This window comes from Vibrio sp. Vb0937 (genome assembly GCF_033338855.1).
Map to the genome: position 1 here is coordinate 15315 of NZ_JAWOTK010000023.1, position 18174 is coordinate 33488.

Annotated in this window: 11 protein-coding genes and 1 other annotated feature; of the genes, 4 read left to right on the forward strand and 7 right to left on the reverse strand. The window is 45.4% G+C overall.

Features of this window, described 5'->3' with window-relative positions; all coding sequences use genetic code 11:
- Window positions 1-7: 7 nt before the first annotated feature.
- Entirely contained in the window at window positions 8-2467 is a 2460-nt protein-coding gene (gene thrA, locus R7P67_RS19130) for a bifunctional aspartate kinase/homoserine dehydrogenase I (protein ID WP_262643549.1), read from the reverse strand.
- Between the two features lie 53 nt (window positions 2468-2520).
- Window positions 2521-2640 (reverse strand) — a sequence feature (Thr leader region).
- A gap of 440 nt (window positions 2641-3080) precedes the next feature.
- On the opposite strand from thrA, the gene R7P67_RS19135 reads away from it, so the two are divergent.
- Window positions 3081-3551: a ribonuclease regulator gene (locus R7P67_RS19135; RefSeq protein ID WP_262652796.1), complete on the forward strand. Its 471-nt coding sequence runs from the start codon at window positions 3081-3083 to the stop codon at window positions 3549-3551.
- Here R7P67_RS19135 and R7P67_RS19140 read toward each other — a convergent pair.
- Window positions 3548-4030 carry a putative 4-hydroxy-4-methyl-2-oxoglutarate aldolase gene (locus R7P67_RS19140; protein ID WP_005381822.1) on the reverse strand — a complete coding sequence of 161 codons (483 nt, stop codon included), beginning with the start codon at window positions 4028-4030 and terminating at the stop codon, window positions 3548-3550. The genes R7P67_RS19135 and R7P67_RS19140 overlap by 4 nt on opposite strands.
- A gap of 63 nt (window positions 4031-4093) precedes the next feature.
- A complete protein-coding gene (locus tag R7P67_RS19145) occupies window positions 4094-4501 on the reverse strand; it encodes a DUF3293 domain-containing protein (RefSeq protein ID WP_262652797.1) in 408 nt (135 codons plus the stop codon).
- 361 nt (window positions 4502-4862) lie between these two features.
- Between R7P67_RS19145 and arcA the strand changes: the two genes are divergently transcribed.
- Entirely contained in the window at window positions 4863-5579 is a 717-nt protein-coding gene (gene arcA, locus R7P67_RS19150) for a two-component system response regulator ArcA (RefSeq protein ID WP_005381824.1), read from the forward strand.
- An 85-nt stretch (window positions 5580-5664) separates the two neighbouring features.
- Here arcA and R7P67_RS19155 read toward each other — a convergent pair whose 3' ends face one another.
- The 4 genes from R7P67_RS19155 to R7P67_RS19170 all read right to left on the reverse strand — a co-directional run bounded on the left by R7P67_RS19155 (window position 5665) and on the right by R7P67_RS19170 (window position 11448).
- Window positions 5665-6114: a hypothetical protein gene (locus R7P67_RS19155; RefSeq protein WP_193837552.1), complete on the reverse strand. Its 450-nt coding sequence runs from the start codon at window positions 6112-6114 to the stop codon at window positions 5665-5667.
- 1 nt (window position 6115) lies between these two features.
- Window positions 6116-8470, reverse strand: coding sequence for an aerobic respiration two-component sensor histidine kinase ArcB (arcB, locus tag R7P67_RS19160; protein WP_262652798.1), 2355 nt, complete (start codon window positions 8468-8470; stop codon window positions 6116-6118).
- Window positions 8471-8707: 237 nt separating this feature from the next.
- On the reverse strand, window positions 8708-10453 hold the full coding sequence (locus tag R7P67_RS19165) for a diguanylate cyclase domain-containing protein (protein ID WP_262652800.1): 1746 nt from the start codon (window positions 10451-10453) through the stop codon (window positions 8708-8710).
- A 35-nt stretch (window positions 10454-10488) separates the two neighbouring features.
- Window positions 10489-11448: a TIGR01212 family radical SAM protein gene (locus R7P67_RS19170; protein WP_005384584.1), complete on the reverse strand. Its 960-nt coding sequence runs from the start codon at window positions 11446-11448 to the stop codon at window positions 10489-10491.
- A 551-nt stretch (window positions 11449-11999) separates the two neighbouring features.
- Here R7P67_RS19170 and gltB point away from each other — a divergent pair.
- Window positions 12000-16550, forward strand: a complete 4551-nt coding sequence (gene gltB / locus R7P67_RS19175) for a glutamate synthase large subunit (RefSeq protein WP_262652802.1) — start codon at window positions 12000-12002, stop codon at window positions 16548-16550.
- On the forward strand, window positions 16550-18019 hold the full coding sequence (locus R7P67_RS19180) for a glutamate synthase subunit beta (protein WP_005384582.1): 1470 nt from the start codon (window positions 16550-16552) through the stop codon (window positions 18017-18019). Before gltB ends, R7P67_RS19180 begins: the two co-directional genes overlap by 1 nt.
- Window positions 18020-18174: the final 155 nt, after the last annotated feature.

An 18174-nucleotide genomic window follows, 5' to 3' on the forward strand; every position in this document is an offset into this window, starting at 1 on the left:
ATTATTGTTATACCCCTAGTTTCCAACCTAAAGTACGCATCACGTCAGAAAATACACCCGCAGCCGTTACTTCGGTGCCTGCACCATAGCCACGTAACACTAGTGGGATTGGCTGATAGTAACGGCTGTAAAATGCCAGTGCGTTTTCACCGTCCTTGATTTTATACATTGGATCGTTTTCATCCACCGCTGCGATGCTTACTGTGCACTTGCCCTCATTAATCTCACCAACGTAGCGCAGTACTTTGCCTTCTTCCGCTGCCTTTGCAGATAATTCTTTAAAGTAGGCGTCTGCTTCAGGTAAACGCGCCATAAATTCATCAACGCTACCAGAATCATCAAAACCTGGTGGCAGTGCTTGATCAACCACAACGTCTTCTAGTTCTAGAGACATGCCTGCTTCACGAGCTAGGATCAGAAGCTTACGCGCAACATCCATACCAGAAAGATCATCACGAGGATCCGGTTCAGTAAAACCATTTTCTTTTGCGATATTAGTTGCTTCACTTAGGCTCATACCTTCATCTAACTTACCGAAGATGTATGACAGAGAGCCAGAAAGAATACCGCTGAAGCGCTCTAGCTCATCACCCGCTGAGATTAGGTTTTGCAGGTTTTCGATTACCGGTAGACCCGCCCCCACAGTTGTTTCGTACATCAGCTTGCGACGAGAGCTGCGCGCAACATCGCGAAGCTGATGGTAGTAAGCCATGCTTGCTGTGTTTGCTTTTTTATTTGGTGTAACGACATGGAAACCAGCAGCTAAGAAATCAGCGTATTGGTTCGCGATATCTTCACTTGATGTACAGTCAACCAATACTGGGTTGATGATGTGGTTACGTTGAACCAAAGAAATCAAACGCGCTAGGCTGAACTCTTCTGTCGCAGCCGACATACGATCACGCCAATGATCGAGTGGCAGACCTTCACTATCAAGCAGAAGAGCTTTGCTGTTTGCCAAGCCACACACGCGAATAACGATGCCTTTTTCCGCAAGCTTCGCCTGTTGACGCTCGATCTGATCCACCAGCTCACCACCAACGCCGCCAATACCAACCACGAATACGTCTAAGAAGTGCTTAGAGTTGAATAGGTTCTCGTGACACGCTTTGATCGCTTCAGAGATTTTATCTTCAGGAATCACGGCTGAGATTGCACGCTCAGATGAGCCCTGTGCGATGGCTACAATGTTTACGTTCACTTCAGCAAGAGATGAGAAGAAGCGAGATGCAACACCGCGCGATGTACGCATGCCGTCACCAACCAACGTTATGATTGAAACATTATCAATAAACTCGACCGGCTCTAATAAGCTATCTTTCAGTTCCAACTCAAACGCATCGGCCAGTACTTGTTGCGCTTTTGCTTTATCTTCTGCCTCAATACAGAAGCTAATGCTGTACTCAGAAGAAGACTGAGTTATAAGAACAATAGACACACCAGCGGAAGACATTGCGCCAAATACGCGGCTTGCCATGCCAACCATACCCTTCATACCTGGGCCGGAGACGTTAACCATGGTTAGGTCGTTTAGCGTCGTGATACCTTTGATCGCCAGATTGTCTTCACCAGTGTCTTGCCCAATCAGAGTTCCTGCACCTTGTGGGTTAAAGCTGTTTTTGATCAGACATGGGATGTGGAACTGCGCGATAGGAGCAATGGTCTTCGGATGCAAAACGGAAGCACCGAAGTAAGAAAGCTCCATTGCTTCTTGGTAGCTAAGAGATTTAAGTAAGCGAGCATCTTCCACTAAACGAGGGTCGCAGTTGTATACACCGTCTACGTCAGTCCAGATCTCACAACAATCTGCGCGCAGACACGCCGCAAGAACCGCCGCTGAGTAGTCTGAACCATTACGACCTAGTGTAACTAGTTCACCTTTCTCGTTACCGGCAGTAAAACCAGGCATGATGTTCACATGACCTTGAGGAAGAGGATTCTGGCGGAAGTTCTGAGTCGAAACTTCAACATCGACCATGGCTTCTAGGTGATCGCCTTTTGCGTATAGATACTCGACTGGGTCGATAAGATGCGCAGGTTGGCCTTTCGCTTCAAGCACTGCCTTCATCAATTGAATTGAAACGCGTTCGCCTTTGCTGATGATGCGTGCATTGACGTTATTTGGGCACATGCCAAGAAGGTTGATGCCATGAACGAACTGGCGTAATTGAGAGAGAGAAGTTTTCACTTGGTTATCGAAAGCTGAACCATCGATATTGGGTAGTACTGCTTGGATTTGAGTGAAGAGCGTTTTAAACGACTCCTCCAACTCTTTGATTTGTAGTTCTGCTTCACCATTGCGCAATGCGCCTTCAATGACCGCAACCAATTTGTTTGTTGTTTTACCAGGAGCGGAAAGAACAACCGCTACTTCTTCTTGTTGAGCGTTATTGGCAATAATGTCTGCCGCTCTCAAAAAGCGATCTGCATCAGCTAGTGATGATCCGCCAAACTTCAATACTCGCATCCCTTCCTCCGGTATATCTTCTTAAATTTGTCTAAATTCTGGATAAAAAAGCATAAAAAAAGGCCTGTATCTTGTTGGATACAGGCCTTTTTTGTGAATTTCTTTCGCTCAGCAGCCTGCCCCAACATGTGTCGTGTCGGTAATAATAATGGTCGTGGTCATTACTACTAGGCTGTTAGATGGCATAAATAAATAAATATTCAACGTTAATTGTGTTTGCTTAACTCTACGTTTACCGAGTTTCTGATACATAGTCAACAAAAAATTGTTTGTTTTTCCATCTTTCAGAGATTTCTGCTAAGCAATATCATTGATATTTATAGTTAATTACACATTATTGATCATTTGGAAATCTACAGTTAGTTTTTGTAAAGGACTTAACTATCATCACCAGTTCGGTTTTTTATCTAATAACTAGTCTAATCTTTGCCATAAAACGTACGATCAAATAATTCGAGAGGGTTGTGACACATAACAACAACTTAACTGTGACTTATGTTCATAGGATCGAATTATTTAGAAAATAGGTGAGCTAGCTTTCATATTCTATGCTTTAATAGTGAGAAGCTTTGGGCGCATACTAATAAAAAAGTTGACACAAGGAGTGGTGAACATGAAAAGATGGCTTTTTCTGTTGCTGTTTTTTGTGCCTGGTGTTTGTCTAGCAAACGAGCTTCCGCCGCTTCCAGGTAAATCATCCCCTTCTCCTCATAAACTATTCATTTCCAGCGACAGTTACCAGTCTGACAGTTTTGATGTTTGGAATATCGATACGGGTTACGCCTACGAACTTTTTGATTCGGTAGACGTTTATGTCGGTGCGCGAGTCAATAACTCTCCTACCCAAAATCAAAGTGGTTTTTTGAGTGGGATCAGCTATCACTTTAATGATCGTGTCACGCTGAAAAGTACAGTTCGCTCTTACAAGAACGAAACAGCGGAAGGTATTCGCCAAGACGACAGTAGCCTCGCGGCTGAAGTCTCAAGTCGCGTAAAAATTACCGATAAACTGGATTTTCACGCGACTCTTGATTACCAAGATTGGCAACAAGGCTTTGAAGTTGGTCTAGGCTTTCGTTTTTAGAAGTCCAGCTTTTGCTTAGAAATCAATACACCGTTCCAGTCCGCGTAAACGTAGTGCTTAGGTTGAACGATTTGGTTTTGCATCGTTAAGGTTACGTTTACCTCTCCTATCCCGCGTTTCTCTGTTTTAAACGGGTTAGTTCCAAGAGCTTGAACGCCAATGTCCATTTGAGATATTTGTGCTACATCGCGTATTGCACCATAGACAATGATGCCTTCCCACCCATTTTCTATTCCGAGTATCGCTAATTGATCGCCGAGTAATGCTCTCTGACACGATCCATGCCCGTCAACAATCAATACTTTACCCGTTCCATCTTCGCCCAGTACTTCACGCACTTTCGAGTTATCGTGATAGCAGCGCACCGTAACGATTTCACCGTAAAAAGCGCTACGTTGACCAAAGTTCTGCAATGGTAAAGTAAGCAAGCTCACTTGGTCTTCAAATTGGTCACAAATATCGGGTGTAATGTCTCTCATATTTCCTCCGTGAATTTTCTCACCCAAGCGGTGCTTCAGTGAGCAGTATCCTTTTCTATACCTTCATACGAGCCGAGGTTTAATGGAGCCTAACGTATGAAAAACTTTCGGCTGCGAGCACGCAATAAGATAAAGTTGGTCATTAATGACGTAATAAATCGCGTTTTGTTGAAAGTCATTCGCCAATTCAACGGCTACCTCTGGCGACAACTCGACGGCAAAGCTTTCCTCATACCATGTAAAAGCGCTATCACCTACCGTGACAGGCGCGTAATTAACGTGCTGTAGCTGTTTTTCTAACGCGCGATTGTTTATGCTGTTCTCTTCTTTGGACCTCAAGTTACTGTATGGGTTCCAAGCGGTTATCACAGCATAGTTTGAAACACGCCACTCGGCTTCGAATCTGAAAAAAGATTCTGAATAAGCATTCCATAACGATGCGTCTATGTTCGTATTACTTTTTTCTATCATAAGTCTTAAACGATTAATAACAGTTACATTTCATCAATTGATATAAATCAACAAACTGAATGGAATTAACATTTGAGCATTGTTAGCATGCTGTTAACAATATAAAATCCGCTCAATATCTTAGGGTGTTTACGTTTCAGGCCCCACTGAAAGCAGGAAATGAAAGGTAAACAAGCCCTTTAGAATAAACGTCGCCATTGGATACTGGTGAGTTGGCAAAATTCCATGGAGGGCGGATAACTGAAAGAAGTGTTTTTTTGATCAACTTGATTTATTATCAAAATCACATTACCTGTATGTTATATTTTTGCCTAGAATTTATTCTATTAGCACAATTTTGTCACAAATTTAGGTACCGCCAATGCAAACCCCGCAGATTCTTATCGTTGAAGATGAGCAAGTAACTCGTAACACTCTTAAGAGTATTTTTGAAGCAGAGGGATACGCTGTTTTTGAAGCCAGTGACGGTGAAGAGATGCACCAAGTGTTGTCTGATAACTCAGTCAACTTGGTTATTATGGACATTAATCTTCCAGGCAAGAATGGCCTTCTACTAGCGCGTGAATTACGCGAGCAAGCGAACATTGCTTTAATGTTCCTGACAGGCCGTGACAATGAAGTAGACAAGATCCTAGGTCTTGAGATTGGTGCAGATGACTACATCACTAAACCATTCAATCCACGTGAGCTAACTATTCGTGCACGTAACCTACTTAGTCGCTCAATGAGCTCTAACGCGGTGCAAGAAGAGAAGCGCTCGGTAGAAAAGTATGAATTCAACGGTTGGGTACTAGACATCAACAGCCGCTCTCTAGTAAGCCCTGCTGGTGATAGCTACAAGCTACCTCGCTCTGAGTTCCGCGCACTACTGCACTTCTGTGAGAACCCGGGTAAGATTCAAACTCGTGCCGATCTTCTTAAGAAGATGACTGGTCGTGAACTTAAGCCACACGACCGTACTGTAGACGTAACGATTCGTCGTATCCGTAAGCACTTTGAGTCTGTTTCAGGTACGCCAGAAATCATCGCCACTATCCACGGCGAAGGTTACCGCTTCTGTGGCGATCTAGAAGACTAGATTTAACCGCTAATATGCGAAGGGCTTGCTCATTGAGCAAGCCCTTTTTGTTTTAGGTCTAACGACTAATGCAACATCATTGCGGTTAATAAACCTTGTTAATCTTCACGTACTTTTCGACTAACCAACGCTGTTTACCCGCATCGTCTAGAAGCACTGCGACATCAACCGACTTTTCTGTGTTCACATCAATGTGAGACGAGAACGCCACCTCCCATCGGCTTTCACTGTGCGTTCGAGTATCTAAAGACGCACTGTCCACCAACCACTCTTTTTGCCCCTGTTTAATAATAAGAGCTTCTGCCGTTAGATTTGCAGGAAGTAACTGATCTCCTTCGAGGTAAAGTGCACCTTGAATACTTTGCTCTTCCACGTCCCCAATATTCGGCATGAGGTTCACCCATAAATTACTTTTGAGCTCAACATTAACCTCATTAATCGTAATCTGACTGTTTTGTTGCCAATTCACATTTGGAACGGAACTACAGCCTGCCATCAATGCCATGGCTAATGCCAATGGTGCGATTCTTTTCATGTTATTTCCTTTGTTCCAACCAACTTTTGAGGACTTGAATATCGTTTTGGTATTCATTTTTGATCTCTTCAACCCAGTCTGAAATGTTTTCCCACCATGCTGGCATATCAGGCGATTGCGCTTTTTGCGCCACACTTTGGATACGTTTCAGGCCAATTGAACCTGCAGCACCTTTGATTTTATGCGCTTCAGAAACAATCCCATCTTGATCTTTCGCTGTCATGTTTGAATCTAAGACATCGATATAGTCTGGCATCATATCTTCAAACATTTTTATGCTGTCGTAGACAGGTTTTGCACCAACAATGTCGACGTAAGACTCTAACATATCCATATCGAGCAAATGTGTCTCAATCACAGGAGAAGGCACTGGCTCTTCCACTGTTTCGGGACCGCTCACTACTTCCTTAGGTTGTTCTAACTGGTGAGCGAAGAATTTATCAATCACTGACTGAATGGCATTCACTGCCAGCGGCTTACTGATCGCATCATCCATGCCGTTATCTAAGTATTCACGACGATCTTTCATTACATTAGCAGTTAAGGCGACCAATGGAGGAAGATTGTTATAATGCTTGCGGTAATAATTGGCGACATCAAAGCCCGTCATATCAGGCAGTTGGATATCCAACAACGCTAAGTCGTATTTTTCTGGCACAAAGTTCACTAACGCTTCTTGGCCCGTCATTGCCACGGTGACAGAGTGCCCTAGGCTCTCAAGTAACGATTTAGCCACAGTTACGTTAAGCTCGATGTCTTCGACCATAAATATGTTGAGGCGCACATTGTCGCGTTTCGCATCAATGACTGGCTCAGCTAGTTCAACAATCGGAACGTGGATCGATACAGTAAAAGTGCTACCAAAGCCTTCCTCACTGGTAACCGTAATGTCACCATCCATCATATTGATCAGTTGCTTAGATACCGCCAAACCAATACCTGTACCGACCGCATGCAGGTTGTCCTTGCCTGATTTCACTTGGTAGTACATCGCAAAGATCTTATCTAGCTCTTCGTCTGGGATACCAATACCTGTGTCTTCCACTTCCATAATAATGGTCGCAAAATCGTCTTCGACATCCGCGCTCACTGTCATCACAACGCCACCTTCTTTGGTGAACTTCATTGCGTTGCTGACCAAGTTCCAAATCACCTGACGTAGACGGGTTGCATCCACTTCAATTGCTTTTGGCAAATCGCTTAAACGTTCTAAGTCAAAGCGTAACCCTTTTTGTTCTGCCATCAGAGCTGAGATGCTTTCAATCTCTGCGACGAAGTCTTCGAAGTTAAGTGGCGCAGGTAATAGTTCTAACTTACGGCGATCAAATTTATCCATATCGATAATATCGTTGAAGATGTTACCTAGCGTAATCGCACTCACATTGATGGTCTGCATGTGTTTACGCTGCTCTTCTGTCAACGGACTATCTAGAAGCATACGACTTAAGCCTACAATGCCATTCAGCGGCGTTCGCAGCTCATGACTGATGGTTGAGATGAAGGTAGTTTTGTCGCGGCTTGCTTTCTCTAACGACTCTTCATGGCGCTTACGTTCAGTGATATCACGACCGAACCCAACGAGACCAAGGTGGCGGCCATCTTTGCTGTAAAATGGCACTTTACGCAGCTCAAAGTAATGCTTGCGACCATCTGGGTATTCGAGCCATTGCTCGTAAGTAATTGCTTGATTATCGGAAAAAACCTTTTGGTCAGTATCAACGATATGCTCGGCGATTTCTTTGCTATACACATCCCAAGGGCTTAATCCGACTAACTGGTGCTCTTTCTTGCCCGTTAGCTCTTCCATCGCGCGGTTACAGCCAGAAAAAACACCATCCGCATTGCGGTAGTAAATTAAGTCTGGTGAGGCATCAATAAATGAACGCAGTAATGCAGTACGTTCTGCCAACTCTAATTGAGTACGTTCGCGTTGGAATACCTCATTTTCGAGGTCTTGCATCGCCTCTTCACGCGCTTCTTCCGCTTTAATACGCTCTTCAATTTCTTGGTTAAGCTTTTCAATGTTTTGTTGAAGTTGGTAATTCAACTCTTGATCTCGCGAACGCATGTCCTTCAGTTTGGACACCAGCTTAGTTAAACGCTGGCGAGACTCTTCTAGTTGATCGACAACCACAGAGAGGAAGTAAACCGCCCAAGGGGTGATCAATAGACCAAAAAACACCGAACGGACAATGTCGATATCATCTACTCGCCCTTTAAGAGCTAAAGTAATCCCTACCTGCACCACAACAGCTAATGCCACCAGCGCAAGGGCTAGCAAAATAGAGAAGCGAACAATCCCCAGTTTGACTAGCAAGTCGACATAATACTGGGCGAGATTTTTCATGGGTTTCATTAACTACTCCATGGTGGTGGCTAGATAGCGCCATTCGATGATGAAAAACAGGTAAATGCACTCGACCTAACGCAATTTAGGTCTGTTTGATTAGTGAAAAACACACGGTGCGATCTGCGCTTGTGACACGAGATAGAAAGATAAACCAACGAGCGCACAGGCTTCTGTAAGTTTAACGTGTTTAATACGGTGATTTAAACAATCAGCTATCAACTTAGAGCAAGCGGTCACAAAGCGTTAGCAAGAACTGGGGTGAATACAGGTGCGATTACGTCCATCAGCTTTAGCTTGGTATAACGCACTGTCAGCCATAGCGATGCCCATTTCGGGTTCATCACCATGCTGAGGAATGTAAGAGACCAGACCGATACTGACGGTAAGGCGTTCAGATGCTTCTGAACTGTCGTGTTCCATATCAAGCTGTAGAATTTTCTCATGAATACGCTGTGCTACGTTGCGCGCACCTTCCGTGGTGGTATTCGGCAAGATAAAACCAAACTCCTCGCCACCATAACGCGCAACACAATCCGAAGAACGATTGATGACTTGTGTAAACACGGTAGCGACACTGACTAACGCTTCATCACCTTGTTGGTGACCGTAACAGTCGTTGTAATCTTTGAAAAAGTCGATGTCACATAACATGATGGTGAGCGGCAGCTTTTCTCGAGCGTGGTGGTACCACAATACCTGCAGTTGTTCGTCGAAACGGCGTCGGTTCGATACTTGAGTTAAGCTATCCATAAAGCTCAATTTTTCTAACTCTAGGTTGGCTTTTTCCAACTTTTGTTCTGCAAGATAACGCTCAGAAATATCACGCGCCATGATCAGCACACCATTCGTTCCTGATGCTTTATCTTTAAAAGGCGATTTCACCACATCAAACCACGTACTTTTACCATCACTACTCACGACTTTATCTATGTATCGAACTGGCTCTAACTGGCGTAATGCTTCTAAGTCACTGTCTGCTAAGCGCGCGTACATCTCTTTAGGAATCACGTCTTGGAGGCGCTTACCTATCAAATCAGAAATTTTTGAAATGCCTAACGCCTTAACAAAAGGCTGATTACACGCTTGATAGACCATGTTCTCATTGAAAATACCAATAGAGTCCGGACTGGCATCCAGAATCGTTTGTAAGATAGTATCTCTTTGCGCTAGCGCCACCTCTGTATCTTTGCGACGCTCCATTTCATCTCGCAGATTCTGTTGCATCTTGTGCCATTCAGTCACGTCATGACTAATAGACAGCGTTCCGATAAGCTCACCACTCGGCGAAACAAGAGAGTTTTGATTGACTTCCAATAAGCAACTTCGACCTTGTGGATCCGTTGTCCATATACGTTCGCTTTTTCTGGTCATCTTACCCAAGGCCTTGGATGCGCAAGCTTCTTCCCTTCGCCCTTGCCAGAATTGATCAAATGCTCGATTGGTCGTTAACAGATTGCCTTGGCGGTCTTGGGTACAAATCAGCTCTGAAAGTGAGTCTAATGCCGAACGTGCGATGATTAATTGCGCAAGTTCTTGTTGCTGCTCTTGGTGAGTGGCTTGATATGGCTGAGCATAAAGAATCCAAACTCGATGATTGCGCAATAAACTCTTTCTGCCTGACAGCTCCACTTTAATAGATTCACTATCAGATAGTCGCCAGTCAAAAGCCTGCTGACGAAAATGACGACTAGAGAAGCGATCGAGAAACTGCTCAAGCTCATGAATATCGAATAAAGCAGGATACAAATACCCCGTTCCCAAAGAGCGAATGCCTAATAACTGCATCGCAGCCTGGTTAGATAGCAAGAGCTGAGCATGGCTAGTGTCCACCACTATGACTGGATAGGGAGAATCCGTTACTAGTTGCTTAAGTGACGTCTGAAAGTGCAAATAGATCAGTGCTAACGCGCACACGCCTGCGATTAATAACAAGACGACATAGCCATAACCGCCTTGACCACCCCAAAGCCAATTGAGTAACTGATCCATCGTTTAAACCTTCAAAGAACACTGGTTAAAATATATCAGTTATTTATTGAGCGATCTGCTATTAATTCCGGTTTAGTATAGATAAAGGCATTCCCCGTAAGGCTCCCTTGAGCACCATGAGCACTGAGATCTCGACCAATTTCTGTCATCGCTAGCCAACGGTTTTCACACCACAGAGGCGATAATAACGTGGGCCTCCTAGCTGCTGATGAAACGCGATGATAAATCACATCTGGTGGTGTCATACGAATCATTTCACTGGCGATCGCAACATATTCTTCTAATTCAGGGGCTTCTAGCTTTCCAGCACGCCAAGCTTTCGCCATGGTGCTACCTTCGACAATATGCAAGCCATGTAACTTGATGCCATCCGTTCCCACGGTCAACACTTTTTGCAGCGTTTCAATATTTTCGGCGCGGGTTTCTTTGGGTAAACCCACAATTAAGTGAGTACAAACCTTGATTCCAAGTGTTCGCGCACGCTTAGTGATTTCGGCATAACACTCAAAGTCATGACCACGATTGATACGTTTTAGGGTGTCATTGTTGGCGGTTTGAAGACCTAGTTCTAGCCAAATTTCATAACCTTGCTGTACATAGCCCGACAGTAAATCCAATACCGCATCAGGGACGCAATCAGGACGCGTCCCCACACAAAGACCAACCATGTCTGCAGCCTTTAGTGCTTCCTCATACATGTTTTTGAGAACTTGTACTTCTGCATAGGTACTGGTGTAGGCCTGAAAATAAGCGAGATACTTCTTCGCTCTGTGAATTTCACCTGCGCGATCTTTTAACTGTTCGTGAATGCTTTTTATCTGGACTTCTTCATCTGCAAACGAAGCCACATTGCAAAATGTACATCCTCCCCGCCCAATCGTGCCATCGCGGTTAGGGCAACTAAATCCACCGTGCAATGTTAACTTATGAACCTTTTCACCGTATCGACGCTGAAGATCTTGGCCGATTGTATTGACCAACTCATGTAACTGCATAAATTCTCACCAACAATAAATCGTAATCAATCTCACTACGATCTGTGTAAATAAATTACATCCCTGCAAGAAAAAACACACAATATTAATCAATTCAAACACCCATCATGCGGGTCAAAATCAATAAACTTGCATAATTAAAGGCAAAAATCGTTCATGTTGCGTAAATGTTAAACTAAAAATGCATAATTAAACGAAAAAATTGGGTCACAACGCCGAGTTTTTCATTGCATTCTGAAGTGACAAAATTGTAGGATACTTACACAACCCCGTTGTTTTTGTGACTTTTATTACAAAGCACACTGCGGGATTTGTCGGTGTTATCCCACTCCTACCTATATAAATCACTAGATAGTGATAATAAATAAAGGGATACCACCAAGGATTGTTTTTCTCGCAAAACTTTTCCTGCGAGATACGGAAAGGAATCAAGACCGGTCAACCTAGATCGGTGGCGATAATAAATATAAAGGACAAGACGTAATCAATAGTCTAGGTAGTATTTGCTGCCCGGTACTTTTGCGTCGACATTGAACTGGAAGGATGTATCTATGGTAGATAGAGAGCAAAATCCACAGGGTCTGTACACTCCGGAACTGGAGCATGACGCTTGTGGTATCGGTTTTGTTGCTCACCTTAAAAACCGTAAATCTCATGAAGTAGTGACTCAAGCATTGGATATGCTGGCTCGCATGGAACACCGTGGTGGTCAAGGTTGTGACCCATGCAGCGGTGACGGTGCGGGTATCTTGTTGCAAAAACCTCATGAATTCCTATTAGAAGAGGCCGTTAAACTAGGCATTAAACTGCCTTCGTTTGAAAAGTATGGCGTTGGTGTCGTTCTTTTCCCAAAAGACGAATACAAACGCGAACAATGCCGTGACATTTTAGAGCGTAATGCCAAACGCTTAGATCTCGAAGTCATCGGCTACCGCGTATTACCAACCGACAACTCCATGATTGGTGCCGATCCACTAAGCACAGAGCCTCAATTTGAGCACGTGTTTATCTCCGGCGGCCCTGGCATCACGCCTGAAGAGCTAGAGCGCAAACTTTACGTACTTCGTAATTACACCGTACGCGTTTGCCTAGAAAGCGTTTCGAACATTGGTGACGACTTCTACATTAACTCCATGTCTTACAAGACATTAGTGTACAAAGGTCAGTTAACGACTGAGCAAGTACCTCAGTACTTCCTCGATCTGCAAAACCCGACCATGGTGACTGCACTGGCACTGGTACACTCTCGTTTCTCTACCAACACCTTCCCGAAATGGCGTCTTGCACAGCCTTTCCGTTACATTGCCCACAACGGCGAAATCAATACAGTTCGCGGTAACTTGAACTGGATGAAAGCCCGTGAAGCAATCCTAGAATCAGACCTGTTCACTCAGGCTGAAATCGACATGCTTCTTCCAATCTGTCAGGAAGGCAGCTCGGATTCATCTAACTTTGACATGGCACTTGAGCTCCTAGTTCTGTCTGGTCGCAGCCTGCCACACGCATTGATGATGATGATTCCTGAAGCATGGCAAGAAAACAAAAACATGGCTCCTAAACGTCGCGCGTTCTATCAGTACCATGCGAACATCATGGAACCATGGGATGGCCCGGCTTCCGTATGTTTTACTGATGGTGTTCAAGTTGGTGCGACACTAGACCGTAACGGTCTGCGCCCTTCTCGCTACACGGTGACCAAAGATAACTTCCTAGTGATGGCATCTGAATCTGGTGTTGTGGATATAGAACCAGAAAACGTTGAGTTCCGTGGTCGCCTACAACCAGGTCGTATCTTCGTTGCAGACCTAGAGCAAGGTCGAATCATCTCTGATGAAGAAGTGAAAGACACCATCGCAACGGCACAGCCTTACGAGAAGTGGGTAGAAGAAAACCTACTGAGCTTGAAGAAGCTGCCAGATGCGAGCAACCAATTCAGCCAACCTAAGCCAGAACACCTTCTACACCGCCAACAAGCGTTTGGCGTAAGCACTGAAGAAGTGAACGAAATCATCGTTCCAATGGCGAATGACGCGAAAGAGCCATTATCAGCAATGGGTGCCGACTGGCCTCTTGCGGTTCTCTCTCATCAGTCTCAACATCTTTCAAACTACTTCAAGCAGCTGTTCGCACAGGTAACTAACCCACCGATTGACCCGATCCGTGAGCGTATGGTTATGTCGCTGAACACTTACTTGGGTAAAGACCAAAACCTTCTGACTGAAACACCACTTCACTGTCAGAAAGTCGAATTAGAATCGCCGGTTCTGGCGAACTCAGAGCTTGAAAAACTGCGTGCGATCGATAACGAGCACCTACAAGCGAAAACGTTGGATATCGTATTCCAAGCTAGTGAAGATCAAGGCAAACTTGAGCGTGCATTAAAACGTATCTGCCAATACGCAGAAGACGCGGTTATCGATGGTTACTCAATCATCCTACTCACTGACCGCGCAGTGAATTCAAACCACGCTGCGATCCCAGCAATGCTGGCAGTTGGCGCAGTGCACCACCACTTGATCCGTAAAGGTCTACGTGCGAAGTGTGACATCGTGGTTGAAACTGGTGACGCGCGTGAAACGCACCACTTTGCAACACTACTTGGTTACGGTGCGAATGCGGTTAACCCTTACCTAGTGATTGAAACCATCATTGAACTTCAACGTACGAAGAAGTTGGATCCAGAAGCGAACCCTCGTGATCTGTTCAACAACTACCGTAAAGCGATTAATGGCGGTCTTCTGAAGATCTTCTCGAAGATGGGTATCTCGACGCTACAGTCTTACCACGGCGCACAAATCTTCGAAGCGTTGGGTATCCACAAATCAGTGGTCGACAAATACTTCACAGGTACGGTTTCTCGTATCCAAGGTCTAACCCTTGATGATATCGCCAAAGAAGTGCTGATCCGTCACCGCATCGGTTACCCACAACGCGAAATCCCAATTCAAATGCTGGATGTTGGTGGTGTTTACCAATGGAAACAGCGTGGTGAGAAGCACCTATTCAACCCAGAGACTATTTCTCTACTGCAAGAGTCTACGCGCAACAAAAACTACGATCAGTTCAAGCAGTACGCAACAGCAGTAGATAAGCAGGGCGACAACGCGGTAACCCTGCGTAGCCAACTTGAGTTCATTAAGAACCCAGCCGGTTCTATCTCTATCGACGAAGTCGAGCCAATTGAAAGCATCGTGAAACGCTTCGCGACGGGTGCTATGTCATTCGGTTCTATTTCTTACGAAGCACACTCCACACTAGCTGTTGCGATGAACCGTCTTGGCGCGAAATCGAACTCTGGTGAAGGTGGTGAAGACCCAATGCGTTTCGAGCGCAAAGAGAACGGCGATTGGGAACGCTCTGCAATCAAGCAGGTGGCTTCTGGTCGTTTCGGCGTAACCTCTTACTACCTAACTAACGCTGATGAGCTGCAAATCAAAATGGCTCAAGGTGCGAAGCCAGGTGAAGGTGGTCAGCTACCAGGCGATAAAGTAGATGACTGGATCGGTGCAACGCGTCACTCGACTCCAGGCGTCGGTCTTATCTCGCCACCGCCACACCACGATATCTACTCAATCGAAGATTTGGCTCAGCTTATCTACGACTTGAAGAACGCGAACCGCACGGGCCGTGTAAACGTTAAGCTGGTATCGGAAGCTGGTGTAGGTACGATCGCTTCTGGTGTTGCTAAAGCGAAAGCGGACGTTGTACTTATCGCAGGTTTCGACGGCGGCACTGGTGCATCCCCAATGTCTTCAATCCGTCATACAGGTCTTCCTTGGGAACTTGGTTTGGCAGAAACGCACCAAACGCTACTGAAGAACGGTCTACGTAACCGTATCGTGGTTCAAGCGGATGGTCAGATGAAGACACCTCGCGACCTTGCAGTGGCAACACTACTCGGTGCAGAAGAATGGGGCGTGGCAACCGCAGCATTGGTGGTTGAAGGTTGTATTATGATGCGTAAGTGTCATAAGAACACCTGTCCTGTTGGTATCGCGACTCAAAATAAGACACTTCGCGAGCGCTTTGATGGCCGCGTAGAAGACGTCGTCACCTTCTTCCAATACATGGCACAAGGTCTACGTGAAATCATGGCTGAACTTGGCTTCCGCACTATCGATGAGATGGTCGGTCAAGGTCAGAAGCTGAAGATTCGCCAAGACGTTTCTCACTGGAAATACAAGAACCTAGATCTGTCTCCTGTTCTTCACGTTGAGCAACCACGTGAAGCTGATGGTGTATTCAACCAAGCTCAGCAGAACCACAACTTAGAAGAAGTGCTAGACCGTAAGCTGATTCAAGCAGCGATTCCTGCACTCGAGAAAGGCGAAGCGGTGAATGCCGAGTTCCCTATCGTTAACACGGACCGCTCTGCAGGTACCATGTTGTCGAACGAAATCTCGAAAGTGTACAAAGATGCCGGTCTACCTCAGCCAATGAACGTGAAGTTCAAAGGTTCTGCGGGTCAGTCATTCGGCGCATTCCTAGCTAAGGGCGTGAAGTTCGAAGTAGAAGGCGACGCGAACGACTACTGGGGTAAAGGCTTATCCGGCGGTACTTTAGTACTTTATCCAGATGCGAAATCAAGCATTGTCGCGGAAGACAACATCGTGGTTGGTAACGTGTGCTTCTACGGTGCAACTTCGGGTGAGTCTTTCATTCGTGGTATGGCTGGTGAACGTTTCTGTGTTCGTAACTCAGGCGCGAAAGTAGTAGTAGAAGGCGTCGGTGACCACGGTTGTGAATACATGACTGGCGGTGCAGCCATCATCCTTGGGTCAACAGGTCGTAACTTTGCCGCAGGTATGAGTGGTGGCGTGGCTTACGTATGGGATAAATCAGGTGACTTTGAGTCAAAACTGAACCCAGAGTTAGTAGACCTAGATCCAATCGAGCAAGAAGACAGAGATCTATTACTCGACATGCTAACTAAGCATGTTCAATTCACAGGAAGTGAAGTCGCTCAGTCTTTCCTAGACAACTTTGAAGCAAGCCTAGCCTCTATGGTTAAGGTAATGCCGCGTGACTACAAAGCGGTTCTTCAAAAGCGTAAAGCTGAAGCACAGTCTCAAGGAAACGAAACTCAAGTGGAGGCCGTATAATGGGTAAGCCTACTGGATTTTTAGAGCATGGTCGTGAACTACCACAGAAGATCGACCCAGCTGAACGCATCAAGAACAACAAAGAGTTCGTTCTGAACGAGGAGTTTGGTGACAAGATCAATACTCAGGCTTCTCGTTGTATGGATTGTGGTGTGCCGTTTTGTCATAACGGCTGCCCTATCGGTAACATCATCCCAGAGTTTAACGATGCAGTTTATCGTGATAGCTGGGAAGAAGCATGGAACATTCTAAGCTCAACCAATAACTTCCCAGAGTTCACTGGTCGTGTTTGCCCTGCTCCATGTGAAAGTGCTTGTGTACTTGGTATCAACCAAGATCCAATTACTATCTGTAATATCGAGAAAACCATCGTGGAAACGGCGTATCGTGAAGGGTACGCCAAACCAAAAACACCACGCTCTCGAACTGGCAAAACCGTTGCGATCATCGGTTCGGGCCCTGCTGGCCTTGCGGCTGCTGAGCAGTTAAACAGCGCTGGTCATACTGTGACGGTATTCGAGCGAGACGAGAAAGTGGGCGGTCTGCTACGTTTTGGTATCCCAGACTTTAAACTGAGCATGGAAGTCATTGATCGCAAGATCAATCTAATGGCAGAAGCTGGCATTGAGTTTAAAGTAAACCAACACGTCGGTGTTGATGTAAATGCTCAACAATTGCGTCAAGAGTTCGATGTGGTTCTACTAACCGGTGGCTCAACGGTTCCACGTGATTTGCCCGTTCCGGGTCGTGAACTAAAAGGCGTTCACTTCGCGATGGAATTCCTAGGTCAAAACAACCGTCGCGCCAATAACATGGACCTGAAAACGGAAGAAATTCACGCTGCGGGTAAACATGTTGTGGTTATCGGTGGTGGTGATACGGGTTCAGACTGTGTGGGAACATCAAACCGTCACGGCGCAGCAAGTGTAACTCAAGTGGAAATCATGCCGATTCCACCAGAAAAGCGTCCTGCCAATATGCCTTGGCCACAGTACCCGATGATCCTACGTACTTCGACATCTCATGAAGAAGGCGTTGATCGTCACTGGAACATCCTAACTAAAGAGTTCATCGGTAACGACAAAGGTGAAGTTACTGGTCTTCGTTTGGCTGATATCGTTTGGGAAGAGGCGAAACCTGGCGAGCGTCCAGGCTTTAAAGAAGTTGAAGGCAGCGAGCGGGTGATTCCATGTGATATGGCATTCCTAGCGATGGGCTTCCTTCATCCTGAACCAACGGGCGTACTTGCTCAACTGGATATCGCACTAGACGATCGCGGTAACGTAGCAACTCAAGATTTTGCTACTAACCAAGAAGGCGTATTTGCTGCTGGTGATATGCGAACAGGCCAATCTTTGGTGGTTCGTTGTATCAATGAAGGCCGCGAATGTGCCCGTGCTATCGATGATTACCTAATGGGTGGCACAAACCTAGAAGCAAAAGCAGATTCACTGATGCTTTCTGCTTAACGAAGCAGTCATGCTTCTCTCTTTCAATTGCCTAATAGCCATCAGCAATATCGATGGCTATCGGTGAAGAAAGAAAACAATTCCTTCCAATCTTTCTATTTTGACCAGCATTTTATGCTGGTCTTTTTTATCTCCCACAGAATCAAATGTTACTT

What these genes read in the sequence shown, in the direction of transcription:
- thrA (WP_262643549.1), bottom strand. Translation starts at nt 2,467, where the DNA reads ATGCGAGTATTGAAGTTTGGCGGATCATCACTAGCTGATGCAGATCGC.
- R7P67_RS19135 (WP_262652796.1), top strand. Translation starts at nt 3,081, where the DNA reads ATGAAAAGATGGCTTTTTCTGTTGCTGTTTTTTGTGCCTGGTGTTTGT.
- R7P67_RS19140 (WP_005381822.1), bottom strand. Translation starts at nt 4,030, where the DNA reads ATGAGAGACATTACACCCGATATTTGTGACCAATTTGAAGACCAAGTG.
- R7P67_RS19145 (WP_262652797.1), bottom strand. Translation starts at nt 4,501, where the DNA reads ATGATAGAAAAAAGTAATACGAACATAGACGCATCGTTATGGAATGCT.
- arcA (WP_005381824.1), top strand. Translation starts at nt 4,863, where the DNA reads ATGCAAACCCCGCAGATTCTTATCGTTGAAGATGAGCAAGTAACTCGT.
- R7P67_RS19155 (WP_193837552.1), bottom strand. Translation starts at nt 6,114, where the DNA reads ATGAAAAGAATCGCACCATTGGCATTAGCCATGGCATTGATGGCAGGC.
- arcB (WP_262652798.1), bottom strand. Translation starts at nt 8,470, where the DNA reads ATGAAACCCATGAAAAATCTCGCCCAGTATTATGTCGACTTGCTAGTC.
- R7P67_RS19165 (WP_262652800.1), bottom strand. Translation starts at nt 10,453, where the DNA reads ATGGATCAGTTACTCAATTGGCTTTGGGGTGGTCAAGGCGGTTATGGC.
- R7P67_RS19170 (WP_005384584.1), bottom strand. Translation starts at nt 11,448, where the DNA reads ATGCAGTTACATGAGTTGGTCAATACAATCGGCCAAGATCTTCAGCGT.
- gltB (WP_262652802.1), top strand. Translation starts at nt 12,000, where the DNA reads ATGGTAGATAGAGAGCAAAATCCACAGGGTCTGTACACTCCGGAACTG.
- R7P67_RS19180 (WP_005384582.1), top strand. Translation starts at nt 16,550, where the DNA reads ATGGGTAAGCCTACTGGATTTTTAGAGCATGGTCGTGAACTACCACAG.